The 25,525-nt window shown below is 36.0% G+C and carries 24 protein-coding genes, 1 pseudogene and 1 other annotated feature; of the genes and pseudogenes, 12 read left to right on the top strand and 13 right to left on the bottom strand.

The window, feature by feature from the left end; genetic code table 11:
- Positions 1 to 120 precede the first annotated feature (120 nt).
- Positions 121 to 1,302: a NupC/NupG family nucleoside CNT transporter gene (locus DT250_RS07550; protein WP_046960038.1), complete on the top strand. Its 1,182-nt coding sequence runs from the start codon at positions 121 to 123 to the stop codon at positions 1,300 to 1,302.
- 43 nt (positions 1,303 to 1,345) lie between these two features.
- Here the strand turns inward: DT250_RS07550 and DT250_RS07545 are convergent, their stop codons facing one another.
- The 3 genes from DT250_RS07545 to DT250_RS07535 form a co-directional block, all read right to left on the bottom strand.
- On the bottom strand, positions 1,346 to 2,515 hold the full coding sequence (locus DT250_RS07545; RefSeq protein WP_098802144.1) for a DUF418 domain-containing protein: 1,170 nt from the start codon (positions 2,513 to 2,515) through the stop codon (positions 1,346 to 1,348).
- A gap of 148 nt (positions 2,516 to 2,663) precedes the next feature.
- Positions 2,664 to 3,170 (bottom strand): ferritin, encoded by a 507-nt coding sequence (locus tag DT250_RS07540; protein ID WP_000949394.1) that lies wholly within the window; start codon positions 3,168 to 3,170, stop codon positions 2,664 to 2,666.
- 53 nt (positions 3,171 to 3,223) lie between these two features.
- Complete coding sequence (locus DT250_RS07535; RefSeq protein WP_000355764.1) at positions 3,224 to 3,547, bottom strand: MazG nucleotide pyrophosphohydrolase domain-containing protein; 324 nt, start codon at positions 3,545 to 3,547, stop codon at positions 3,224 to 3,226.
- A gap of 73 nt (positions 3,548 to 3,620) precedes the next feature.
- On the opposite strand from DT250_RS07535, the gene DT250_RS07530 reads away from it, so the two are divergent.
- On the top strand, positions 3,621 to 4,199 hold the full coding sequence (locus tag DT250_RS07530) for an LOG family protein (RefSeq protein ID WP_046955625.1): 579 nt from the start codon (positions 3,621 to 3,623) through the stop codon (positions 4,197 to 4,199).
- 118 nt (positions 4,200 to 4,317) lie between these two features.
- Positions 4,318 to 4,599: a hypothetical protein gene (locus tag DT250_RS07525; RefSeq protein ID WP_088608576.1), complete on the top strand. Its 282-nt coding sequence runs from the start codon at positions 4,318 to 4,320 to the stop codon at positions 4,597 to 4,599.
- Between the two features lie 16 nt (positions 4,600 to 4,615).
- Here DT250_RS07525 and DT250_RS07520 read toward each other — a convergent pair whose 3' ends face one another.
- From DT250_RS07520 to DT250_RS07510, 3 genes are all read right to left on the bottom strand, one after another.
- The gene (locus DT250_RS07520) at positions 4,616 to 4,813 is read right to left on the bottom strand and encodes a hypothetical protein (protein WP_000656314.1); all 198 of its coding nucleotides are present in this window, start codon (positions 4,811 to 4,813) and stop codon (positions 4,616 to 4,618) included.
- A 678-nt stretch (positions 4,814 to 5,491) separates the two neighbouring features.
- Complete coding sequence (locus tag DT250_RS07515; protein WP_001041898.1) at positions 5,492 to 5,932, bottom strand: Dps family protein; 441 nt, start codon at positions 5,930 to 5,932, stop codon at positions 5,492 to 5,494.
- 337 nt (positions 5,933 to 6,269) lie between these two features.
- Positions 6,270 to 7,703: an alanine/glycine:cation symporter family protein gene (locus tag DT250_RS07510; RefSeq protein WP_088064763.1), complete on the bottom strand. Its 1,434-nt coding sequence runs from the start codon at positions 7,701 to 7,703 to the stop codon at positions 6,270 to 6,272.
- 409 nt (positions 7,704 to 8,112) lie between these two features.
- Between DT250_RS07510 and DT250_RS07505 the strand changes: the two genes are divergently transcribed.
- The 7 genes from DT250_RS07505 to nprB all read left to right on the top strand — a co-directional run bounded on the left by DT250_RS07505 (position 8,113) and on the right by nprB (position 14,135).
- The gene (locus tag DT250_RS07505) at positions 8,113 to 8,610 is read left to right on the top strand and encodes a cation:proton antiporter regulatory subunit (protein ID WP_001026071.1); all 498 of its coding nucleotides are present in this window, start codon (positions 8,113 to 8,115) and stop codon (positions 8,608 to 8,610) included.
- Complete coding sequence (locus tag DT250_RS07500; protein ID WP_000380218.1) at positions 8,611 to 9,810, top strand: cation:proton antiporter; 1,200 nt, start codon at positions 8,611 to 8,613, stop codon at positions 9,808 to 9,810.
- An 80-nt stretch (positions 9,811 to 9,890) separates the two neighbouring features.
- Complete coding sequence (gene uptA, locus DT250_RS07495; RefSeq protein WP_000900214.1) at positions 9,891 to 10,484, top strand: undecaprenyl phosphate transporter UptA; 594 nt, start codon at positions 9,891 to 9,893, stop codon at positions 10,482 to 10,484.
- 137 nt (positions 10,485 to 10,621) lie between these two features.
- Positions 10,622 to 11,056 (top strand): DUF3920 family protein, encoded by a 435-nt coding sequence (locus tag DT250_RS07490; protein ID WP_000422822.1) that lies wholly within the window; start codon positions 10,622 to 10,624, stop codon positions 11,054 to 11,056.
- Positions 11,057 to 11,168: 112 nt separating this feature from the next.
- Positions 11,169 to 11,579, top strand: a complete 411-nt coding sequence (locus DT250_RS07485) for a MarR family winged helix-turn-helix transcriptional regulator (RefSeq protein ID WP_000845460.1) — start codon at positions 11,169 to 11,171, stop codon at positions 11,577 to 11,579.
- Between the two features lie 51 nt (positions 11,580 to 11,630).
- Entirely contained in the window at positions 11,631 to 12,326 is a 696-nt protein-coding gene (locus tag DT250_RS07480) for a pirin family protein (protein WP_149212862.1), read from the top strand.
- A gap of 159 nt (positions 12,327 to 12,485) precedes the next feature.
- On the top strand, positions 12,486 to 14,135 hold the full coding sequence (nprB, locus tag DT250_RS07475; RefSeq protein ID WP_048542397.1) for a neutral protease NprB: 1,650 nt from the start codon (positions 12,486 to 12,488) through the stop codon (positions 14,133 to 14,135).
- Between the two features lie 42 nt (positions 14,136 to 14,177).
- On the opposite strand, the gene DT250_RS07470 is transcribed toward nprB, so the two are convergent.
- The 4 genes from DT250_RS07470 to DT250_RS07455 form a co-directional block, all read right to left on the bottom strand.
- Entirely contained in the window at positions 14,178 to 14,495 is a 318-nt protein-coding gene (locus DT250_RS07470; RefSeq protein WP_000082523.1) for a metal-sulfur cluster assembly factor, read from the bottom strand.
- 117 nt (positions 14,496 to 14,612) lie between these two features.
- The gene (locus DT250_RS07465) at positions 14,613 to 16,304 is read right to left on the bottom strand and encodes a methyl-accepting chemotaxis protein (RefSeq protein WP_088064758.1); all 1,692 of its coding nucleotides are present in this window, start codon (positions 16,302 to 16,304) and stop codon (positions 14,613 to 14,615) included.
- A 226-nt stretch (positions 16,305 to 16,530) separates the two neighbouring features.
- Entirely contained in the window at positions 16,531 to 18,225 is a 1,695-nt protein-coding gene (locus DT250_RS07460) for a methyl-accepting chemotaxis protein (RefSeq protein WP_106383002.1), read from the bottom strand.
- Between the two features lie 411 nt (positions 18,226 to 18,636).
- Positions 18,637 to 19,455 (bottom strand): class I SAM-dependent methyltransferase, encoded by an 819-nt coding sequence (locus DT250_RS07455; RefSeq protein WP_149212861.1) that lies wholly within the window; start codon positions 19,453 to 19,455, stop codon positions 18,637 to 18,639.
- Positions 19,456 to 19,569: 114 nt separating this feature from the next.
- Positions 19,570 to 19,840: a binding site (T-box leader), on the top strand.
- 403 nt (positions 19,841 to 20,243) lie between these two features.
- Here DT250_RS07455 and DT250_RS07445 point away from each other — a divergent pair.
- Both DT250_RS07445 and DT250_RS07435 read left to right on the top strand, forming a co-directional pair.
- The gene (locus tag DT250_RS07445; protein ID WP_098133961.1) at positions 20,244 to 21,599 is read left to right on the top strand and encodes an RNA-guided endonuclease TnpB family protein; all 1,356 of its coding nucleotides are present in this window, start codon (positions 20,244 to 20,246) and stop codon (positions 21,597 to 21,599) included.
- Positions 21,600 to 21,903: 304 nt separating this feature from the next.
- Positions 21,904 to 22,098 (top strand): annotated as a pseudogene (locus DT250_RS07435) (methionine--tRNA ligase); the annotation flags it as partial.
- Between the two features lie 41 nt (positions 22,099 to 22,139).
- On the opposite strand, the gene DT250_RS07430 reads toward DT250_RS07435, so the two are convergent.
- The 3 genes from DT250_RS07430 to DT250_RS07420 all read right to left on the bottom strand — a co-directional run bounded on the left by DT250_RS07430 (position 22,140) and on the right by DT250_RS07420 (position 25,268).
- Positions 22,140 to 23,042: an EamA family transporter gene (locus DT250_RS07430; protein WP_149212860.1), complete on the bottom strand. Its 903-nt coding sequence runs from the start codon at positions 23,040 to 23,042 to the stop codon at positions 22,140 to 22,142.
- A gap of 140 nt (positions 23,043 to 23,182) precedes the next feature.
- The gene (locus DT250_RS07425; protein WP_088064753.1) at positions 23,183 to 24,625 is read right to left on the bottom strand and encodes a sensor histidine kinase; all 1,443 of its coding nucleotides are present in this window, start codon (positions 24,623 to 24,625) and stop codon (positions 23,183 to 23,185) included.
- Positions 24,603 to 25,268, bottom strand: coding sequence for a response regulator transcription factor (locus DT250_RS07420; RefSeq protein WP_000148835.1), 666 nt, complete (start codon positions 25,266 to 25,268; stop codon positions 24,603 to 24,605). The genes DT250_RS07425 and DT250_RS07420 overlap by 23 nt, the downstream gene beginning before the upstream one ends.
- Positions 25,269 to 25,525: the final 257 nt, after the last annotated feature.

Here is a 25,525-nt window from a genome sequence, read left to right as displayed (position 1 = left end):
CTTACTGATTTTAGAAAACAGTTGAATAATATTTAGGGGTTTTAAATTTTTTTAACACCAATGGTCAGACGTCATTCGTTATACGACCAATAACTCGTGGGAGAAGTGGAGGATTCACATATGAAGATCGTAATGTTTCTAGTCGGTTTACTTGTAGTATTTGTACTAGGGTTCCTTATCAGTTCAGATCGTAAGAAAATTAAATATAAACCAATTGCACTTATGCTTGTCATTCAATTGGTACTTGCGTATTTCTTACTAAATACAAAGGTCGGATTTGTATTAGTAAAAGGGATTGCAGATGGATTTGGCGCTATTTTAAAATTTGCGGAAGCAGGGGTTAATTTCGTATTTGGTGGTTTAGCAAATGATGGACAAGCACCATTCTTCTTAACAGTATTATTACCAATTATTTTCTTAGCAGTATTAATCGGGATCTTACAACATATTAAAGTTTTACCGATTATCATCCGTGCAGTCGGTTTCCTATTAAGTAAAATTAACGGCTTAGGGAAACTAGAATCATATAATGCAGTAGCAGCTGCAATCGTTGGTCAAGGTGAAGTATTCATTACAGTAAAAGATCAACTAAGCAAATTACCGAAAAATCGTTTATACACACTTTGTGCATCTTCCATGTCAACAGTATCGATGTCAATCGTCGGTTCTTACATGAAAATGATAGATCCAAAATATGTAGTAACAGCACTTGTATTAAACTTATTTAGTGGATTCATTATCGTTCATATTATTAATCCATATGACGTAAAAGAAGAAGACGACATTTTAGAATTACAAGAAGATAAAAAACAAACATTCTTTGAAATGTTAGGCGAATATATTATGCTTGGTTTCTCTATCGCTGTAACAGTAGCGGCAATGTTAATCGGTTTCGTAGCATTAATTACAGCAATTAACGGTGTATTCGATTCAATTTTCGGAATCACATTCCAAAGCATTTTAGGATATGTCTTCTCACCATTAGCATTCGTAATGGGTATTCCAACATCAGAGATGCTAACGGCAGGACAAATTATGGCAACGAAATTAGTAACGAACGAATTCGTTGCAATGCTTGACCTTGGAAAAGTAGCTGGTGATTTATCAGCTCGTACAGTAGGTATTTTATCTATCTTCCTTGTATCATTTGCGAATTTCTCATCAATCGGAATTATCGCAGGTGCAACGAAGAGTATCGATGGCAAACAAGCAAACGTTGTATCTTCATTCGGATTAAAACTTGTATACGGTGCAACGTTAGTAAGTATATTATCAGCGATTATCGTTGGGGTTATGCTTTAATAAATTAAGAAAAGCAATGAGCGTAGGCTCATTGCTTTTTTATTTAACTTGCTCTATCTAAGTCTCTTTTAAATTGTGGTTTCTCCAAATAAGTTCCAAGCCTCCATATATACTCAACAGGACCCATTCGATATTTTCGCAGCCAATATGTGCTAACAAATAATTGAATTGTATAGATTCCAATCGTTAAAAGAATACCGAAGAAATATCCTATTTTACCGAATAAGCCAAAGCCGTATGCGTAAAAAATTGTTGTTGTGATAATGGACTGGGCTAAGTAATTACTAACCGACATTTTTCCCATATTGGCCATGTATGTTAGTAGACGGGTTGCTTTTTTGTAATGGAATAATAAAATAATTGTGCTTCCGTAAAAGAAGGTCATGGTTACTGGTGTAAGGCCGTCTTGTAACATAAGTACAATAGGATGTTTGACGAACATAGCTGAAATTTTGATTGTAAAAGAGAAAATACCAGTAAGAAGCCAGATCCTTTTGACAGCAGAGATATGTTTATCAATCTCAAATAACCACCCTTTTTTTCCTACGTACATACCGATTAAGAAAAGTGGAGATAGGAAAATGAGTGTAAAAAGTGTTATAAAGGTTAATCCGAAGAAACCGTCAATGCCTATATATTCGAAAGGATTTTCAGTTAACCTAAAGTTGACATGATCCATATAGCTTCCAGTCTCATGAACTTTATGTTCTTTTTCAATATAAGGAGCAAAATCAGTAACATTTGTATTTGGGTCAGTTGAATAAGTCATAAGTGTAAGGAGTGCGAGTAGAATAGTTGCCCAAATTAATAATGTTTTTGGCTTTCTGTTTATAAACATCAGTAAGAAAATCCCGATGAGGCCATATGAGAATAAAATATCCCCGGACCAAATGAGCACGCCGTGAATAAAACCTAGTAGTAAAAGAATAAGAATACGACGTAAATATGTAGGGGAAAACTTTTTTCCTTTTGCGACAATGCTTTTTTGTAACAAAATAATGCTAAGACCAAATAAAAAAGAGAATAAAGAAATGAAATTTTGTGTGCCGAAAAATTGAATAAACCAATTAGCACCTTTATCGAGTCCGCCAAATATATAGGATGGTTTTTCATTAGCGAAGAACCCGAATTGAATTAATGTTATATTAACAAGTAAAATACCAAATAAAGCGAAGCCACGCATGGCGTCAACAACTTCTACACGTTGATTCATTTTTTCTCTCCTCGTATATTATTTTATATTGAAAATAATACCATTTTATAGTGGGCGCTATGTCAAATATGAGGAAATTTAAGGTGATTTTAAGCTAGAGAGAAAATAAAAAAATCACCTTAATACATTCATTAAGGTGATTGAAATACTATTCAGCTGGAGGCGTAAATGTACGTTTCTCTAATTCAGCGTCTAGCATAAATAATGCGTTTGAATCGCTTGTAATACGTTTTAATTTTTGGATGATGCTATCGAATGAAGATTCTTCTTCTACTTGCTCATCGACGAACCATTTTAAGAATGTAATTGTTGCATGCTCACGCTCATCCCAAGCGATATCAGATAAGTTGTAAATACGCTTCGTTACTTCACGCTCGTGCTCAAGTGCCACTTCAAAAGCGTTCAGTACAGATTCATACTCGTTATTCGGATTATCAAAACCAGTAATAATAGCGCGCTCACCGCGGTCATTAATGTAGTTGTAAAGCTTCATTGCGTGGAAACGTTCTTCTTCAGCTTGTACAAGGAAAAAGTTAGCGAATCCATCATAGCTCTCAGCTGTACAGTAAGCAGCCATTGCCATATAGGCGTGGGCAGAGTAAAATTCAAAATTCATTTGATCGTTTAATGCGTCGTGTAATTTTTTAGATAACATAAAATCCCCCTTAGTATTGTGACAAGAACATTATACCATAATTGATAATATTCTCATTTGGATACTTCGAACCTTTTCGAAAGCTTTGTGACGTGTGCCTCCATAATGTCTTGTAAATCTAAATCATATTTTTGTGAAAGAATAATAAGATTAGATAGTACATCACCAAGTTCTTCTTTTAACTCTTGTTTTAGTTCTTCTTCTGTTTTCACTTTTTCGTCAGGACGATCACGGCCAATTTCGATTGCGCGAACAACGCGTGAAACTTCTCCAACTTCCTCTGTTAAGAAATTTAAGCGAATAAAGGAATTATACTGTGACCAGCTTCGTTTTTCGTAAAATTCCTCCACCCATCTTTGAAATGCGACGATATCCATTTCTTCCTCATCCCTTCAATATGTTGTACAATATTTATTGTATCATAACAATATATAGTTTCGGGGTGTAGGAATGAGAAAGATTTGTGTGTTTGCAGGTTCCAACTTAGGGGAGAGACCTGAATTTAAAGAGCAGGCAATAGCGTTAGGAAAAATGTTTGTTGAGAACGATTATGAGCTTGTATACGGTGGTTCTTGCGTTGGATTAATGGGAGAAGTGGCAAACGAAGTTCTTCGCTTAGGCGGACGTGTAACAGGTGTTATGCCGCGCGGTCTATTCCGAGGAGAAATTGTTCATACAGGGCTAACAGAATTAATTGAAGTAGAAACGATGCACGAGCGCAAAGCGAAAATGGCAGAGCTTGCGGATGCTTTTATTGCATTACCAGGCGGATACGGAACGTTTGAAGAGCTATTTGAAGTAGTATGTTGGTCACAAATTGGTATACATAATAAGCCGGTTGGTTTATTGAACATAAAAGGCTTTTATGGACCAATTTTGCAAATGGTTGAACGTGCAGCAGAAGAAGGATTTATGAATCCATCAAATAAAGAGTTGATCGTTTCAGCTGAGACGGCAGATAAACTAATTCATGCAATCCAAAATTATGAGCGTCCTGTTTTAGGAACGAAGTGGAAGCAGCTATCATAATACAATTTTATAGATATTTTTGGAAACACATGTCATTTTACTTTGAAAAGGCATGTGTTTTTAATTTGGTTAAATATGTTAATGTTAAGATATAATGTTTTTAGAAAAGGAGAAATAGATGGAGGAGTTTGTGTATTTACGTCCTGTTTTTAAAAGTATATTAGTAGCATCTATTCTTGTTATGCTAATTGTTTCAACACAGAAGAAAGAGCTAATTAATGAATTTTCGCTTTGGTTTATTTCGATATTGTGTATCGGTGTTGCCGCGATAACGTTGTTTATGTCTGGGTTTATCGTTGATGAGTATAATCTAGCTGGGGATGCACAGAGTTTTGGCATGTTTATTGCAATTGGCTGTATTAGCGGTTTGAATTTTATTATTTATTATAGACGGCAATAAAAGAAGGCATTCTGTATTACTTTGGAATGCCTTTATCACTTTGATTACTTTGTTTTTTGTACAGGTACCAGCCACCCCAGCCGCCACCAATTGCTACAACAACGAGGAAAGCATAGTCTTTAACCTCGACACGTATATTGAAAATATTAGCTATAAGTAAGAGAATCCCAACTGTTATTAACGCAAAAAATGCTCTAATTAAGTAGTCTTTCAACTGAACCACTCCCGCCATTTAAGTAGTAAATGATGAATATGGAAAAGCTTTTTTGGATCTATTTTACTAAAGGATGTTACCTATATTTTAACATAAAAGGGATTGTAATATATTGATAAAAGTAGAGGAGAGGGGTGCTAATATTGTCGTGTTTTGTCGATAAGTCGATATATTGGAAAAATCGCTGATATATTTAATAGAATCGCCGATATAATGCAAAAATCGCTGATGTAAATTTCATGTACTGATATGCGCGATTAACCCCATAGAAAAAAGCGACTCTGAACGAGCCGCTTCCGCTTTAAATGATATCCAGCTCCGGTGACTAGAACAGTCGGTCATTTCGCGCCTTCCTGTGAGGCAAAAAGCGCCTCTTCGTCAGGAGCTCCAATGCCCTCTTGTTCTGAGCAAGTCACCTCCGCTTTTAATATTATCCAGCTCCAGCGGCTAGAATCTCCGGTCATTTCGCTCTCTCGCTCGAAGCAAAAAGCGCTTCAAGGTCGAGAGCTCCAATGCCCTCTTGTTCTGAGCAAGCCGCTTCCACTTTTACATAATATCCAGCTCCAGCGGCTAGAATCTCCGGTCATTTCGCTCTCTCGCTCGAAGCAAAAAGCGCTTCAAGGTCGAGAGCTCCAATGTCCTGCGATTCTGAGCAAGCCGCTTCCGCTTTTAAATATATTATTGATTCAAGAACGCGCGTAGCATCCAAGCGTGTTTTTCTAGTTCTGTGTAGATGCCTAGTAGTAGGTCAGATGTCATTTCGTCATCAGAGTTTTGAGCGATTTCCATGCCTTTTTTCAGTTCGACTAGCATCATTTCGTAGTCTTTCATAATTGATTCAACCATTCCTTCTGCAGTTTCGCCGTATGCTGCTTCTTGAATAGAAGATAGTTCTAAGTATTCTTTCATTGTTGCTACTGGTTTGCCGCCAATTGCTAAAATGCGTTCTGCAATTTCGTCGATGTGAGTAGCTGATTCTGTGTAAAGTTCTTCGAATTTTTCGTGTAATGTGAAGAATTGAGGTCCTTTTACGTACCAATGGAAGTTGTGTAATTTTGTGAATAAAACGCTCCAGTCTGCTACTTGTTTGTTTAATACTTCGATTACTTGTTTGTTCATTATGATCAATCTCCTTTTGAGTTGTTATGTTATATCAATTACTAATTTATAATTATTATAATCTAGTAATTTGTATAAATCAACCCTTTTGCTGGAATTAATTTGAACAAATTATGAACTGTTATAAATAAAAATCCCTATTACTGTGGAGTAATAGGGATTTTTATTTTGATATATAGCTCTTGTTCTAAACGAGCCACTTTCGCTTTTAATGATGTCCAGCTCCAGCGTCTAGAATCTCCGGTCATTTCGCTCTCTCGCTCGAAGCAAAAAGCGCTTCAAGGTCGAGAGCTCCAATGTCCTGCGATTCTGGACGAGCCGCTTCCGCTTTTAATTATTACACAGCCTTCTGTTTCTCTTCTACATCCTGTCCATCCCAACACTCTGTATTCTGTAAGCCAGGGATAGAACTTGCAACGAAGACAGGATCTTTTCCTTGTTTCTTTTGCTTTATATAGTCTACTAAAGCTGCGTATGCAAACTTGCTAAGGAATGAGATGGCAATTAAGTTTGTGAATACCATTAGTCCCATAAAGAAATCAGCTAAACTCCAAACTGTTTGAAGGGCAGCGATAGATCCGAAGAACACCATTCCGACAACTGCAACACGATAAATCAGTAACCATGTTTTGCTTTCTTTAATGAATGCGATGTTTGTTTCACCATAATAGTAGTTTCCTAGTAAAGAACTGAAAGCGAATAGGAAAATAATGATCGCTAAGAAAGTACTTGCCCACGGTCCGATTTGTGAACTTAATGCACTTTGTGTTAATTCAATACCTTGTAAATTTGTTCCTTTGTACAGTCCGGAACATAATACGATAAATGCTGTTGATGTACATACTAAGAATGTGTCCACGAAAACACCTAATGCTTGAACAAGTCCTTGTTTTACAGGATGAGATACATCTGATGTTGCTGCTGCGTTAGGAGAACTACCCATACCTGCTTCTGTCGCGAATAGACCACGCTGAATTCCGAACTTGATTGCTGCTCCAATACCACCAGCGATAGCTTGGTCTAAACCGAATGCACCATTAAATATTTCCATAAAAATGCTTGGTAACATAGTGAAGTTGTTAATAACGACAAAAATTGCCACACCAATATAAATAATTGCCATTGGAGGAACAATCATTTCTGTAATACGTGAAATGCTCTTGATACCACCGAAAATAATAACTGCAACTAATAAAGCTAATAGAGCTCCTACGATCGTTCGCTCTAATCCAAAAGCATTTTCAAACGCTATTGTTACCGTATTTGCTTGTACTGAATTGAAGATTAATCCGTACGCAACTGTAATAAGAAGTGAGAACCAAACACCCATCCAGCGTTTGTTTAATCCTTTTTCCATGTAATATGCTGGTCCACCACGGAACCTGCTGCCATCTTTTACTTTATAAATTTGCGCGAGCGTACATTCTACGAAACTAGTAGCTGCTCCGATAATTGCGATAAACCACATCCAAAATATTGCACCAGGTCCACCCATTGAAATGGCTAATGCTACACCAGCTAAGTTTCCGATACCAATGCGCGCTGCTGCACTTAAGCAAAATGCTTGGAATGGAGAGATGCTATCTTTCTTTTTTTCTTTTCGATTAAACCCTTTACTAATTAAACTGACCATCTCACGGAAATGAGTAATTTGGACGAATTTTAATTTGAAAGAGAAATAAAGACCGAAGCCGATTAGCATTGCAATAAGAATATATGACCATAAAATATTATTCGTTACCTCAAGGAATCTGCTAAAGATATCAACCATATAATACACTTCCTTTTTTCCGTAATAAGAAAATTATATGCAAAAAATATACGAGAATCAATTTTTCTAAAAAATTATGTTACATAAACATATTTTGTGTTATGATTATGTTACATAGTAATATTTTTAGAATTATTTACATTTTAAAAAACTAAATGTAAAGCGAGAAAGAGGGGATAATTTGAAAGAAGAAACTTTATTGAAAGTAAGCCTTAAAAGTTTGAAAATGAGAAGTAATATATTTTTTATCATTACATCTTTAAGTATCTTTTTAGGAGCCACTTATTATTACAATAAAAGATTTCCAAGTCACAGGTATCCTGAATGGTTAGAATTTCTAAAATTGATTTAATGAACAAAAGACAGAAAAACAGAAAATTTAAATAAAGAAGTTATGGAGGAGCTAAATATGAATATTAGAGAAAGTGAACTTCCGGGTATTGGTTATAAGTTTCAAATCGTTACGAAAGGTAACGAAAAGATGGTGATTGTTATTCATGATGATGGACGTAGAGAAATGTATCATTTTGATTCAGATCATGAAGAAAGCATCTCAAGTATTTCATTACGTGACTCAGAGGCAAGACAAATTGCAGCAATATTAGGTGGAATGGTATACAAGCCTAGAGCATTAGAAAATGTTGAAATGGTCTTTGAAGGTTTAGCGATTGAGTGGTTTAAAGTAGAGAATGCTGCTCCAGCGCTTGGAAAAACAATCGGTGATCTTGAAATAAGAAAAACATATAGCGTAACGATCATTGCAGTTATGAAAAAGAATATGAAAAAATTATTTAATCCAGGGCCAGAAACGGTAATTGAAGAAGGCGATATGCTTGTAGTTTCAGGCGAGAGAGAAGAAATTAAAAAGATTATTAATGAGTTACTTTCGAATAGGGGGACTGACTAGATGGATACGTTAATTTTTGAAGTTGGTACAGCGTTAGTATTAGTTGCAATTGCGGCAGTAATTGCTGGAAAGTTTAAATTCTCAGTAATTCCGTTTCTAATTGTTCTTGGAATGTTAGTAGGGCCACACGCGCCGACAATAGGTGTTATCGATTTCAAGTTTATTGAAAGTGCAAGTGTCATTTCCTTCCTTGGACGGATTGGGGTTCTGTTCCTTCTGTTTTATCTAGGACTTGAGTTTTCGATGAAAAAACTAATAAAATCTGGACGTTCTATTGCGATTGGCGGAACGATCTATATTTTAATTAACTTTTCACTTGGGTTATTATACGGATTTATAATGGGATTCCCTTTACTAGAAATCTTAATTATTGCGGGTATTATTACGATTTCTTCTAGCGCTATCGTTGCAAAGGTGTTAGTGGACTTAAGAAGAACTGGTAATAATGAGACCGAATTAATTTTAGGAATTATTATGTTTGAAGATATATTCCTTGCTGTATATTTATCAGTTGTCTCTGGTTTAGTTCTAGGGGATCATGCTTCCTTCCTAGGTGCTCTTACTTCAATTGGAATTGCTCTAGGATACATGCTTCTATTCTTTATTGTAGCTAGAAAGGCGACGCCGTTATTAAATAAATTGCTCAATATTAGTTCAGATGAAATTTTCATTATTGTAGTATTTGCTTCGTTATTCTTTATTGCAGGTTTCTCGGAAACAATTCACGTTGCCGAAGCAATTGGAGCACTTCTTTTAGGATTAGTTTTCTCTGAGACAGAGCATAGTGACAGAATTGAGCATCTCGTTGTTCCATTTAGAGACTTTTTCGGAGCTATTTTCTTCTTTAGTTTCGGATTAAGCATTGATCCGTTTTCATTAGGCGGAGCGATATGGTTAACGTTAGGTGCTGTCCTTCTTACAATCATCGGTAACTTTGTTGCAGGAATGATTGCAGGGCGACAAGCTGGATTATCTCATAAAGCGTCAACAAATATTGGATTAACAATCGTTTCAAGAGGAGAATTCTCCATCATTATGGCCAATATCGGAATCGCCGGTGGTTTAATGTCAGTCTTGAAACCATTCTCGGCACTATACGTGCTTATACTATCCATCTTAGGTCCACTTCTGACGAAAGAGTCAAAGAATGTATATAAATTTTTAAATAAAATCTTTAAGTGGGATACGAAGACTAACTAATTTTAAAAAAATAAAAGTACAAGATATTTACTGCTTGTACTTTTATTTTTTGCAATGAAAAAAGTAAAGAGAGGTACATAATGTTAGGAGAGTTGATTCATTCCGTTTTAGTTTTTCTAGAAGGACTTGGTTATTGGGGAATTATGCTTGGATTGATGTTAGAGGTTATTCCGAGTGAAATCGTATTGTCTTATGCAGGTTATTTAGTATCAACAGGAAGCATTACGTTTTGGGGCGCTGTCGCGTTCGGTACAATTGGTGGTGTAATCGCACAATTATTCATTTATTGGATCGGTCGATACGGAGGAAGACCCGTCCTTGAGCGATATGGAAAATATATTTTAATTCAAAAGAAACATATTGATTATGCTGAAGATTGGTTTAATCGTTACGGAACTGGCGTTATTTTTACAGCGCGTTTTATTCCTGTTGTGCGTCATGCTATTTCGATACCAGCAGGGATTGCAAAAATGTCACATGCTAAGTTTATTACGCTAACTACATTAGCTGTTATTCCGTGGTCAATTGTATTTGTATATTTAGGTTTTAAATTAGGAACAGAGTGGGAAAGTATTAATAAAGTAGCTGGGCCATATGTGAAATACTTTGCACTTGCTGCTATTGTTTGTGCAATTGGTTACTTTGTATTAAAAAAAATGATGAAAAAAAAGTGATTACGTAAAAAGAATCTATGCTGACATAGATTCTTTTTTTATTGTCATTTTTCGAAAGGGGAAAGAGTAGGTTTAATATTTTACATATTGTGGCATACATATAGGAAAAGGGAGTTTGGAAAGGGGATTATAGAAAAATGGAACTCCAGTTTCAAAATGTATATCAACAGGTGGAGAATTGGTATGTGTTGGATTCGGAGCTTCCTTGGGATGTCAAAAGGCTTAGAGATGATTTGTTTTCACTGATTGAAGTATGTAAAACACCAGTTATTTTTTGTGATACGTGTGATGCGAATCATGTGCTTCTATCATTAGGAGAAGAAGAAGAGGAATTCTTATTCCCAGTAGGTGGTTTTTATCATAAAGAAAAACAATTAATTTTTGTTTGCATATGGGAAGAGTATGAGCAGGTGCTCAAAACACTACTGCATGAATTTCGCCATGCGATGCAGCATAAGAGGGAAGTATTGTATGTTGGAAGTGAATTGTACGAAGATAGATGGATTGAGAAAGATGCGAGAAAGTTCGCGGAGAGGAAGTTAGATGAATATAAAAATAGAAAGTTAATGTAAAGCATAGTGGAGAAATGGCACTGTGCTTTCTTTATTAATTACTAAAAGTAAGTGATTGACTTTTATAAAGTTTAGTTCTAAACTAATGGTATGAAATGAGCGAGGTGATAGAATGAAGACAGAAGATAGACTCGGATTACTATTATGGTTTCGTTTATCACGTTTTTATAACAAAAGTATTCGTGAGACGAATCAGCATTTGAAAGAATGGAATGTATCTGCCGCTCAGTTTGATGTGCTAGCTCAAGTTGGAGGACATAATCGTCTAACGCAGCAAGAGCTCGGAAATAAACTATTTGTTACGAAGGGAAATATCACGCAGCTATTAAATAAAATGGAGCAGCTGGAGTGGATCCATCGTGAACAAGAAGGTACTACAAAATATATTTCGTTAACAGAAAAGGGAAAAGCTTTATATGAAGAAATCGTCCCGCCTCAAGAAACGTTCCAAGCGGAGCAGTTTCAAAATTTAAATGTAGAAGAACAACATCAATTATTACAATTACTAAAAAAATTACAGTGAGAAAAATTTTAAAAATAAATCTTGAATTCGAGATAATATGAGGTGAAGGATATGTTTAGAAAAGTTGATCATAAAAATATGGGAAGAGCAAATCACGGTTGGTTAAATACACATTTCCATTTTTCCTTTGCGAATTACTATAACCCAAATAACATGAACTTTGGAGCATTGCGTGTAATTATTGATGACCTAGTAGCGGCACAAACTGGTTTTGATATGCATCCGCACCGCGATATGGAAATCATTTCGTACGTTGTAGATGGTGCTTTAACACATGAGGATAGCATGGGGAACCGCGGAACAATTGAGCGAGGACATGTTCAATATATGAGTGCTGGCACAGGTGTATTTCATAGCGAGCATAATTTAGGAAATGAAACACTACGTTTATTACAAATTTGGATTTTACCAGATCGTGCGGATCATAAACCAAACTATGGTGAGTTTACATTTGATTGGAGTAAGCGTGAAAATGAATGGTTCCATATGGTATCTCCAGTAGAAGGAGAGGCACCAATTCGTATTCACCAAGATGCGAATTTATATTCTTTATCGTTAGATGCTGGAAAAGAAATTCATTTCCCGGTGCAAGAAGGCCGTCAATTGTACCTTGTACAAATTGAAGGGAGTAGTGTAATAAATGGTGAAAATCTTGTTATGCGTGATGCAGCAGAAGCGATAGAAGAGGATATTCATATTGAAGCGAAAGAACGATCACACTATTTAGCAATCGAATTGAAAAAATAATAGAACGTTTATGGAAAAGAGGACATCGAATGGATGTCCTCTTTTTTTGAGTGGAATTGTCAGAAAAAATTTTCTCAATATTTAGAAAAAGGTATTAGCCCGGAAAATAAGAATTGTATAAAAGTGTCAAAAATCTTTATGGGAATGGGGAATGTTATAGTGAAAAAGCAAGTCATTTCATCAGCATTAGCGTTAACTGTTATAGCCGGAGGATTTGGAACATTTGGAGCAACGACAACGAAAGCGGAAGAACAAAAAATTCAATATCATCAAGAATTTAAAACACCTGCATACATAGGTGAAGAATGGAAAGCACCGGAAGGACTAGATAAAAAAGAGACGGTCTTTCAATATTTAGAGAGTAAGAAAGATATGTTTAAATTAGCAGGAAATATTGATAAACACTTCAATGTCGTTGGAGAGGAAAAAGATGCTGAATCTGGTACGACACATGTGAAGTTAGTTGAGAAGCATAATAACATTCCTGTGTATGGTTCAGATCAAACTGTTACACTTGATAAAGAAAATAATGTAAAAGCATTCTTCGGACAAGTTATTCCGAATTTAGAGGATAAAAATATTCCTGCGTTTGCAAATATTAGTGCAGAGCAAGCTGAAACGATTGCAAAGGCAGATATTGAAAAAGAAGTTGGTAAAGTAAAGAATTATGACGGTGTGAAAAAAGATTTATTTGTGTATGAAAAAGATGGGAAGTACTATCTTGCATACTTAGTTAAAGCATCGATTTCAAAACCAGCTCCAGGATATTGGCATTATTTTGTTGATGCAACGAATGGAAATGTGATTGAGAAATATAACGCTGTAGATCACATTACAGGATTTGGTTACGGAGTATTGGGCGATAGACAATCATTTGAAATTGCTCAAGATGAGAAAACAGGAGCGTTCAACTTATTTGATGGTAAACGAGGACAAGGTGTTCACACATTTGATGCAGAAAATATGGATGAAAACTTGTTTAATTTATTCTCACAATGGCTTGGATATACAGGAGAAGAGGTTGAGAGTAAATCTAAGTTCTTCGAAGATAAAGCAGCGGTTGATGCGCATGTAAATGCAGGAAAAGTATACGATTACTACAAAAAGACATTTAATCGTAACTCTTTCGATGATAAAGGTGCGAAGCTTATTTCTACTGTTCACGTCGGAGAAAGCTGGAATAACGCAGCTTGGAACGGTGTACAAATGATGTATGGTGATGGCGATGGAAAAACATTCATTCCATTATCTGCTGGACTAGATGTTATCGGTCATGAATTAACGCATGCTGTAACTGAACATACAGCAAACCTTGTTTATAAAAATGAGTCAGGTGCGTTAAATGAATCGTTATCTGATATTATGGGTGTCATGGTTGAGAAGAAGAGCTGGGATTTAGGTGCTGACATTTATACACCTGGAAAACCTGGTGATGCACTTCGTTCTCTGAAAGATCCAGCATCTATTCCAAATCCATTAAAACCAGGTGAAGGTTACCCAGATCATTACAATAAACGCTACACTGGAACAGCTGATAATGGCGGCGTTCATATTAACAGTAGTATTAACAATAAAGCTGCATATTTAGTATCTGATGGCGGAGAGCATTACGGTGTGAAAGTAACTGGAGTAGGCCGTGAAGCGACAGAAAAAATTTATTACCGTGCTCTTACGAAATATTTAACTGCAAACTCTGACTTTAAGATGATGCGTCAAGCTGCTCTGCAGTCAGCTGAGGATTTATATGGTAAAAACTCTAAAGCTGTACAAGCTGTAACGAAAGCTTATGATGCAGTAGGCGTAAAATAATAAGAGAAAAAGACCTGACTAGGATGTCAGGTCTTTCTTTATTTAGTCACGAATACCTAATGCGATTTTCGCCATACGTGACATGCGTTCTTTAGACCAGGGTGGATTCCAAACGACATTTACTTCTATTTCATTGACTTCAGGTACGTTCGTTGATAATACTTTTTTAACGTCTGATACAATTTGCCCAGCCATTGGACAACCGATAGAAGTCATCGTCATCGTAATGACAGCATTATTATTTTCATCTGCTGTAACGTCATAAACTAATCCAAGATTAACAATATCAACACCTAGTTCAGGATCAATAACAGCTTCTAAGTTTGCATATAACTTTTCTTCAAATGCTTGTTGTGACATGTATAGCACCCCCTACATATTAATGATATCGGTTCTCATTATAACGGATATATATATAATATGCAGGGAATGAGCTCAAAAAAATATTCCTCTTGAAAGAGGAATATTTTTTGAAAGCTATTCAGTTTTGAAATGAGATACGAGTTGATCTAATTCTTCAACTGTTTGTTTCATTTGTTTAGCAGTTTGTGTCATTTCATTCATCGTAATGACTTTTTTCTCAGCAGATTGTGCTGTTGTCGCTGTTTCACTAGATACTTCAGTCGAAATAGAAGCGATGTTATTCAGTGAAGCGTTCATTTCTTCAGCGCTTGCAGCCATTTCCTCAGCGGTTGCTGAGATGTCTTGCATTTGAGTAGATACTTTATTTACTTGTTCCACAATCGTTGTGAAAGAGTTGCCGGCTTCACGAATGACATGAATGCCTTCAAATGCTTCCGAACGGCCTTGGGACATCATAGAGCTCGCAGTTTCAGTGTCTTGTTGAATTTGATGTAGTAGTTGGTTAATATCTGTTGCCGCTGTTTTAGATTGTTCTGCAAGTTTTCGAACTTCGTCAGCTACGACAGCAAAACCTTTTCCTTGTTCGCCAGCACGAGCTGCTTCGATAGATGCATTTAAAGCAAGTAAGTTTGTTTGTTCTGCGATATTAGAAATAGATTGAACAGCTGTATCAATATATTTCGTGTGGGTGATTAGACGTTCGACCACTTCTGACGTAGCATTTACCGCGTCGTGTATCGTTGTCATTTGGGAAACGGATTTTTGAATAACTGAACTTCCATCGTTAGCCTGTTCAGATGTAGTTACAGCAAGTTCAGTTACAGATGAAGCAGATTCAGCAATACGCTGAACGCTTACTGTCATATCGTCCATTGCAGTTGAGCTTTCTTCCATACTAGAGGCTTGCGATTGAATATTTGCATTTAAGCTAGACATCGAGCTTTGAACTCTTATTGTTGCCTCGCGTGATATATTCGTCTTTTCTAGCATATTTTCAGAAGCGTTTTGTACTTCTACGGATGTTTTTTGAACACGATTGATAATATGTTGTAGGTTTTCTAACATTTTATTAAATGATGTTGCAATCGTACCAATTTCATCATTACTATTTACTTGTAGGCGGGCTGTTAAGTCACCTTCTTGAGATGATAATTCTTTTAGCTTACTATCAATTTGTTGAATTGGTTTTACAAGTTTACCAGAGAACCACCATGCAAGAATGATAGCTACGATAATACAAATAACAAGTGATAAGAAGATAACATATTTAATTTGTAGTGAAGATTGATCAATTTTTTCGATAGATTGATCACGTAACTTAGCTTGTTCATTACTGTAATTTGTGAAATCACCAATTACTTTATAAACAGAGCCATTCTCTGTAGAAGCTACTTGTAAAGCTTCTTCCCACTTTTGTTCTTTTGCAAGGATGAAGACTTTTTCTTCAATAAATTTTCTCCAAGTGGACCCTAAATTCATTGTATCTTTCACGGATTGAGAAATATTTGGATTAGAAAGAAGTTTATCTTTTGAATCCTCCAGACGTTTACTCATCTCGTTAAACTTGTCTAATTCTACTTGATCGTGTTGTAGTAAATAACCTCTTAAAGCAGAAAGTTGTACTTGATAAGCGTCTCCACGCTCTTTCAATTCTGTTGCTAGAGGAGAAATTTCTTTTTGTAATGTTTCAGCTTTACGAGATTGGTCAATAGCAAAAAATAAAATAAAAGCTAAGGCGATGCCAAATAAAGCGCAAATCGTTCCCATCATGAACATTAGTTTTTTTCGAATGCTAATAAAATTCATATGATAAAAAGCCCCCTTTGTGAAATCTTAGTATTAGAATTAATTAATGTAAAAAATCGAAAGAAAGCTTTACTCCATCTGGAATAAAGCTTTCCTCTTTCCTCTAGGAATTATAGCAGACGTAATGAGAGATAGAAAGAGATATTTTAAGGTTAAAAAAAGAGAGACTGTAAATCTCTCTTTTTAACAACTTGGAGCTCATAGAAGTATAAAGGAAAGTTTCGCTTTAAACGTTTGTTTTGAAATGAGAAACGAGAACTTCAAGTTCTTGTACGGTCGTTTTCATTTCAGAAGCTTTTTTAGCAACGACACTCATTTTATTTACTTGGTCACCAGCCGAAGTTGCTGTTTGTGATGTTTCGGCGGCAACTTCATTTGAAATAGAGGCGATGTTATTTAAAGCTGCATTCATTTCTTCTGAACTTGCGGCCATTTCTTCAGCAGTTGCAGACATTTCTTGCATTTGTGTAGAGACTTTGTTAATGTGGTTAACAATTTCCGAGAATGAAGATCCAGCGGTACGAATGACTGTAATTCCTTCCGAAGCCTCTGACTGACCTTGTGTCATCATTTCATTTGCTATTTTTGTGTCAGCTTGAATTTGATGAAGTAAATGGTTAATGTCAGTTGCTGCTAGCTGAGATTGTTCAGCAAGTTTTCGTACTTCATCGGCAACAACGGCGAATCCTTTTCCGTGTTCGCCAGCACGTGCTGCTTCAATTGAAGCATTTAAAGCGAGTAAATTCGTTTGTTCCGCGATATTAGAAATGGATTGAAGTGCAGTATCAATATGATTTGTATGTGTAATGAGTCGCTCTACTACTTGTGATGTAGCGTTAACAGCTTCGTTAATTGTATGCATTTGTGTAATAGATTTCTCAATGACTTTATGCCCACTATCTGCTTTTTCTGAAGTTGTAACAGCTAGGCTAGCAACAGTAGAGGCAGATTCTGCAATACGCTGAACACTCGTTGTCATATCGTCCATTGCAGTTGAACTTTCTTCGATGCTTGAAACTTGTGAACGAATATTATACTCAAGAGCATTCATAGTTTCTTCGGTTTTTGCTGTATTTTCCATAGAAGCAGTGGTTTCGATAAACACATTTTCAGACGCTTCTTTTACACTTGTGGATGTTTGTTGCACTTGTTTTATGATACGTTGTAAGTTAGCGAGCATTTGATTAAAGGAATTGGCGATATCACCAATTTCATCTTTACTCGTTACGTGTAATCTAGCAGTTAAATCGCCGTCTTGAGAAGCTAATTCTTTTAATTTCTCATCAATTTGTCGTATCGGTTTAACGAGTTTACCAGAGAACCACCATGCTAATAAAATAGATGTTAACGTACATGTAATGAGTGAGAAGAAAATAATATATTGAATAAGAGATGAAGAAGACTCTACGTCAGCAATTAATGCGTCACGTTTATCATTTTCTTCATTTGCATATTTAGTAAAACGACTTAAAAGATCGTTTACATAATCGGTTTGAGCTAAAGCGATTTTGGACGCTTCGTCCCATTTTCCTTCGCGAGCGAGAGGGAGGACTTCATCATCTATGACGCTTCGCCATTTTGCTCCCATTAAAATCGCCTCTTTCATTCCTTCTGGGAGTTTTTTATCACTTGTTACCTTCTCTCTAGTATCAGCAAGTTTTTTTCCTTCCCGGTTGAATTTATCCAATCCTTTTTGATCATGTGACAGTAAATATTCTTGTAAACCGGCAACTTGTGCTTGGAACCAATCACCACGTTCTTTTAAAATTGTTGCTCGTTTTGATACATCATTTTTTAACGTTTCAATTTCGCTTGCTTGGTTCATAGCGAATGAAAGAATAACAATAAGAGCAATACTAAATAAAGAAGAAATGCTTAAGAGTGTGAACAGTAGTTTTTTGCGAATACTAACATATTTCATCGTTACCCCTGCCTTTAAAAACTATTTATTATGATTTATAAATATAGAGAACGACATTAATAAAAACATCATTATGAAGTTATTAATCTGTTCAATGAAAATTATAGCAGATAATGGAAGATGGCAGATTAATATGAGTAAATGTTCTTAAAATGTATACATTTGTATATCAAAAAGTTCATAAATAAAAATGAGAAATGCTATTGTAATTTGAAATAACATCATGTATACTTCTAATTAGTTGATAACGATTATCAGTATCAACTGCAACATTACTCTTCGTTATGTTGGTCATACCCCTTTTTGACGACGTAAGTCAGAGACGAAATGTTGAAATATCTTGTGTCCTATTCTACAGAATTATGGTAATCTCCAACCTCAACTTATATGCGTGAGCATGCAAAAAGGATCCTATCCGTGAAGGGATCCTTTTTTGCATGCTGTCGCAATTAATGTATATAAACCAGGCACACGATCTTCAATTTCTTCCGGTGCAGTAGGAGGGAAGACCCACCTTTGATGAGACCCGTGTTCTTCAACTAGTTTTTCAATTTTAAAATGTTCTTCCGCAAGTGTTGTAATAATTTCTCCTAGCGTCCAGCGACGGATGGTTGTTTTAGGTAATGATTCTTTCTGCGCTTCTGTAAGAAGGATGCTATAAGCAACATCATCTTCAATCAATTCTTCATCGAAATAATTTCCATTGGCCCGAAATGATGGGTGGTCTACTCCTAATAATTTCGTGTAAACAGGATGATAGTCACGAAGGATAAGCGTTCCATCTCCTTTAAGCAAGGTAGCAATTTTTTGAAAGAGCGGTTTTAAATCTAGAAAGTAATGGAGTACACCAAGTTCCAGTAATACGATATCAAATGATTCGGAGAGCTGCACATTTAGTACATCAGAAACGACATACTGGATAGAGACACCTGCTGCTTCCGCAAGTTCATTTGCATATTTTGCATTACTTGTCGAAATATCAACAACTGTTACGTCAGCTCCTAAAAGAGCGAGAGCAACGGCTTTATTGCCTTTTGAACCGAGTAAATTAATAATATGTTTTCCTTTTGGAGATTGTATGTAAGGTAAATAGTGATCTACCTCGCGCACGGGATCTTTCATAAGCTTTTTCGCATAATCGGCCGGTGCCCCGTGGCGATTCGTCCAAGCTTCATAAGCAGCTGCATTCCAGCTTTTTTCATTACGTGCGCTTAGTTGTTTTTGATTCAATCGTATCACTCCTTTTGTGAACGTATAGTTATTCTATGAGAGGATAGGATTTCCTTTTCTTTCTGAATAAAAGTTTGATTTTTCTGCAATTAAGTCGTAAAATACGTGTTATATATAAAAGCGTTGAAAAGGAAAAGTAGGATGAAACCATTCTTTCCAGAGAGCTTCGGTAGCTGAGAAGAAGCAAGAATCTTCATTTGAACAATGGCCTTTGAGCTTCGTTCTGAACTTATCAAATGATAATAGTAGGCGGCGACGAGAGTTGGTACTCGTTATCAAAACCACAGTATAAGAGCATATAGCTCCGTACTTGTTAAGGCTAATTATGTGAGTAATTGGCGAAATAAGGTGGTACCGCGACTGTTTATACAGCCCCGCCCTTATCTTTTTTAAGATAAGGGTGGGGCTTTTTTATATTTAAAAGGAGGAATGTAAGATGAGTATTTTTATTCTTTTCGGCAAGAAGACTCCATTTGATTTGTGTTACGGGTGAAACCCAATAATTCAGGTAGAGATGAATTACCGTCAGAAGGTAGACCAAACACTTTTGTTTCGTTCATAACAATTTTTTGAGAGCGAATATTTGTTTCTTTTTGTCTTACGATATAATCTGCCCTTAGATAAGGAGGGAATATATCGTAAGACAACGAAATTGGATAATAATAATCATTCGGTTACTTGAGCCAAAAGGAATTACGATGAAGACCATGTTCATATTTTGTTCCGTTCCAAATATTGATTTGTCAAAAAAAAATTTAATGAACTCTCTAAGAAAGGTGGTGAAAACAATGGCTAAAAAGAAAGCAGTGAAGGTATTACGTAAACAAAAGAAAAGAGAAACAATACAACGATTCACCCAGAAACAGAATATCGGACGAGCTTGTCTCACAGCTAAAGAATTTCGTTTACTGCAGCGCATGTCACATAGCTCAAAAGCGTTGCGAAATGTTGGATTGTACACGATTAAACAAAGTTACTTGAATAATAACAAGATGGCTACTGTAAAAGAAGTGGACACTGCCATGCAAGCCGATATGAACTACTCGGGCGTTCAATCAAACTCTGTTCAAGCCATTCGTAGAGCCTTATTTACAGAAGTGAAGAGCTTTTTTAAAGCGTTGGAACAGTGGAAGAAAAAACCTGAAACATTCACAGGTCGTCCTAAGTTTCCGAATTATTCTCGTTCAACTGATAAACGAATTATTGAAATCTATCAAGTGCCAAAAGTAGATGATAATGGGTATTGGATGATTCCAATGAATGTTGCATTTAGAAAAAAATTCGGTTCCATTAAAATACGTATGCCAAAGAACTTAAGAAATAAAAAAATCTCCTACATTGAGATTGTACCGAAGCAAAAAGGTCGGTTCTTTGAGGTGCATTACACATATGAAATGCACGTTTCTCAAATGAAGAAACCACCCACGACTACTAGTAACGCTTTGAGTTGCGATTTAGGTGTAGACAGATTAGTAAGTTGCGTGACAAATACAGGTGATACATTTTTAATTGATGGGAAAAAATTAAAATCTATTAACCAGTACTTCAATAAAATGATACGTAATCTGCAACAGAAAAATATGGAGAATGGAATTTCCAAACGCATTGTAACGAATAAAATCGCTGCACTTTGGCATAAACGAGAACGACAAATAAATGGTTATATTTCACAAACGGTAGGCTTGTTGTTCAAAAAAGTGAAAGCATTCGATATAGATACTATTGTCGTAGGGTATAACACGGGTTGGAAACAAAAATCTGATATGGGAAAAAAGAATAATCAAAAGTTTGTTCAAATCCCATTTCATAAACTGATTGCAGCGATTGAGAATAAATGTGTAAAAGAAGGCATTCGCTTTTTAAAACAAGAAGAAAGCTATACTTCAAAAGCCAGTTTCCTAGACAAAGATAGGGTTCCAGTTTGGTCTAAGGATGATAGGACTCAGTATCGCTTTAGCGGCAAACGAACCACTCGTGGTCTGTACCAAAGTAAAGCAGGAACATGTATCCACGCTGATATTAATGGTGCGCTGAATACATTGCAAAAATCAAAAGTTGTAGAATTGGACGACAATCTCAAGGTGAAAACGCCGATTCTATTAGAAGTGCAAAAACGTAAGGCTGTTGCTTCGCGCATAGCTTAGTGGGTGCGTCAACCATCCATGTGTACTCGATTTGTCGGGGCTTGTAGCACACGCCAGGTTCATCTGAGTGGTGGCTTCTTCTGCAAGGAAGAACTGCTCTTTTTCGAAAGGGTGGTGCAAGTGGGAAAACAATCGCTCGTTGCCAGTACCAACCAAAAACATACTTGGGGTGTTACCATAAGGGGGCATGAATGCTAGAGCGTCAAACTGTCTAGCGATAGACGAAAAGACCTAGCGTTCTAACTCAAGCCCCCACTGAAATGTTTCATCTCAGTGGGGGTAGTTGACTGGAGGCGCTTGGCCGTATGCAAATCTCCTTGAACCGTTTTTACCATTTTCAAGTGAAAGAGTTAGAAACATATTATCGATTGTGAACCGAAATTGGGAGCCTCAAAACACGTTGCCGAATAGAATTGATAGTGTGCAGCCACTATTTGAACGAATCGATGTAAAACAAATTGAGCATGAAATAGAAAAGCTGTATGGAGCGGTAAAGTGAGATAGAGAAAAAGACCTTTCAAATACATGAAAGGTCTTTTGTTACGCACTATGCACGCTACTATGTTTCTTTGTTTTCCTAGCCGTAAGCAGCTGAGGAGTAAAAATTCCAAGTAGTATAAAGAGTATCCCAATCCACTGCATGAAGGTTACGACTTCATGTACAAGTGTAATAGAAGCGATAATGGCCGTTGGTAATTCAGCTGCTCCTAGTATTGTACTAAGTCCTGTTCCTACTTTCGGTACACCAATTGAAAAACAAATGACAGGTACGACAACGCCGAACAATCCGAGGAAGAAAGCGTATTTCCAAAGACCGGCTTGCAGGGCACCATCCGTTAAAAAGGTTGGCGGGAAGAATAGGCATACGATAAGAGTAGCGCTTGTTGTCATAAGAAAGCTTTTCGTATAAGGCGGAACTTCTGTAGCAACACGCCCACTTGCAAAAACATAGAATGAAAAAGAGACAGCGGCTAATAGACCAAAGATAATACCTTTCGTGGAAAAGTTTTGTCCGAGACCTTCAAAGACACCGCCTGCAAACAATGTTCCAGTAAATAAAATAATAATAGATATAACTTTCTCACGGTTTGGTAATGTTCGATTAGCGATTGCTTCTATAACGACACCAATCCATGTGAACTGGAAGAGTAGGACAACAGCGATAGATGCTGGTAGTTCTTCTACAGAAATAGCGTAGAAGATACCAGTCATACTCATTGTTGTGCCAACTGTTAGTAAGGAAAAGAATTGCTTTTTTGTTACTTTATGACGTGAAACGAAAAGAACGAGCAGAAGAAGCCCGATCCATCCAAAGACATATTGTCCCCCTAATAGTTGATGTGCTGAAAATCCATCAATGAATCCGAGTTTGAAAATAGTTGAAAGTACGCCGTAGCTACAAGCTCCGAATAAAACAAGTAATGAATACTTAAATTTCTCCATGAAGATCCTCCTTTTAAATAATAAAAAACGCCCGCTATCCAAATAAGGATAACGGGCGAACGAAACAGAGTAAGATACTCTACAAAATTCCGCCATTCATACGAAGTATGAATTTGGGGTATGAAATTGTAGTAGGTTTTTTACATTGCTTTTGGGAATACAATAGAACATTTTACACCTTGAGGCGTGTTTTGTATCCCATAAGGAAACTGATGTTTATCTAATATTTGTTTTACAATATATAGCCCAAGGCCACTACCTTGTACTAATCCGTGTTTGCCAGGGTTTGCGCGATAGAATGGCTCAAATAAATGGGCGAGTTTATCCTCATCAATTTGTGAACCTGTATTTAATACTTCTAATGCATAACCGTTTGGCTTTTCATAAAGCTTTATATATACATGCTGATGGTCAATTGTGTAATGAATTGCATTTGAAATAATGTTAAAAATAGCAGTTTGAATAAATTTAGGGTCAGCTAAAATTTGTACATCTTGCTTAATGTTAGATTGAACATTTAATTGCTTTACAGATACAAAGTAATCTACTTTCTTCATAACATCCTCAATAATATTAGTTAATGAGATAACTTTTAAATCAGGTTTAAATTGAGGGTTTTGTATTTTGGATAATTCCGACATTTTTTCCGTTAATATGTTAATGTCTTGCATCATTTCATAGGAACGTTTTAAATATTTATCTCTATCTTTATAAGCTCCAATTCCGTGAATCATGCCATCTAGTTGTCCCATAACGGCTGCGATTGGTGTTTTTAATTCATGGGAAACCATAGACATAAATTCTTTACGAGATTGTTCTAACTGTTGTTCCTTTTTGAGCTCATTTCTTAAGTCTTGATTGCTTGCATGTAAATTCTTCACAATATTTGGGACCTGTGAAGCAGCTACTTGTAAATTAAAATCGGTTTGGTCTGTATTTTTGTTAAGTAGCTTTTTATCTGAGAAATCAAGATTCATAATATCTTTTAAAGCATCGCTCATAAATTGAAAAGGTTTGGCAATTAGTTTCGTATAAATTAAAGATCCGAGTAAAGATAATGCAAGCATTGTCGCACCAATATGTGGAGCTAATTGCTGCAGTGCATCTGCTAATTTTGGATAATCTTGTGTATCATTTGTGTTATTTGCTGCATTTTGTTTATGTAAGGCATCATTAGTAGCGACTTGCTTTTCCGTTTCTGTAAGTGGAGTAGAAGTGCTGTTTTCCCCCGCAATATTTTGGGTATGTTCTTTTGCTTTTACAGTTTGGCTAGGCTGCAAAAGGTGATTTATGGCTGTGGAGAGTGCTTTATAATCTATAGTAGAAGATTGGAAATTGGAAATCATACTCTCTGAAACAGCCTTACTTTGATTCGTTTTACTTTGGTCGTTTTGTTTGTCTGAATCCGCTTGTTCTGTAGACAGCGCTCCATTTTCTTTTGCAAAACGTTCTTTATCGTAGTTCGAAGCTAGAAAATAAATAATTTGATAAAGACAAAGTGATAAAAGAATACAAAATAATAAGGTTTTGATGAAAATATTTTTGGTGATGTTGTCTGTACTACGATTCGATTTTGTAGCCAATGCCTTTCACCGTTTTAATATAAGGAATCCCTAATTTTTTTCTTAAGTTTTTAATATGTGTATCTATAACTCTTACATCACCATAATGTTCATAGCCCCATACCTTATTCAGCAAATCACTTCTTGATAATACTTTTCCCCGATTTTGCAGTAAAGTATATAAAATTTCAAATTCTTTTGTTGTTAATTCAATTTGATTACCATGAACATAAGCGGCATAGGCTGTAGAATTTAACATCAATTCATGGAATTGTAGTATAGTTGCAGCTTCTGCTTCCTTCGTTGCTGCCCTTCTTAATACAGCCTCTACACGTTTAATAAATACGGTGTAATGGAACGGTTTCGTAATATAGTCATCAATACCTAACTCAAATCCTTTAATTTCACTTTCTTCATTATGTAAGCCTGTTAACATAATGATCGGTACATCAGATTGTCCTCGCATAATTTTACAAATACTATAGCCATCTATATCTGGTAACATCACATCAAGGAGGACAAGATCGTATGAATTTTTTTGGAAAAGAAGAATACCTTCTGTTCCAGCGCCAACGACATCAACAGTAAAGTTTTGTGCCATTAGAAATTCGCGAATCAGTTCTTGTATATCTGGGTTGTCTTCAATCACCAGTATATGCGTCATAGTAACACCTCCTAAATAACGCTTTTTACTGCAATATTCGAATTCATCATTTTTTGGATAACTCAAATTGTTTATACATATAATAAGCCCCCGCTATAAAGTCATCATGAAAGTAGCAAGGGGAATGGTTTAGAGAAACTGAATATTTCAGAATTACATTAGTTCTATTATAGTATGTATTGTAAAATTTATAAAATATTATAACTGTATAATTTTAATATCCATGTTTATCAATGTTTTGATATTGCTTAACGAAA

The organism is Bacillus sp. AR2-1, from assembly GCF_008368755.1.
Lineage (GTDB): Bacteria > Bacillota > Bacilli > Bacillales > Bacillaceae_G > Bacillus_A > Bacillus_A wiedmannii.
The sequence above is the reverse complement of the archived record's forward strand: the minus strand, read 5'-3'. Positions and strand labels throughout refer to the sequence as shown.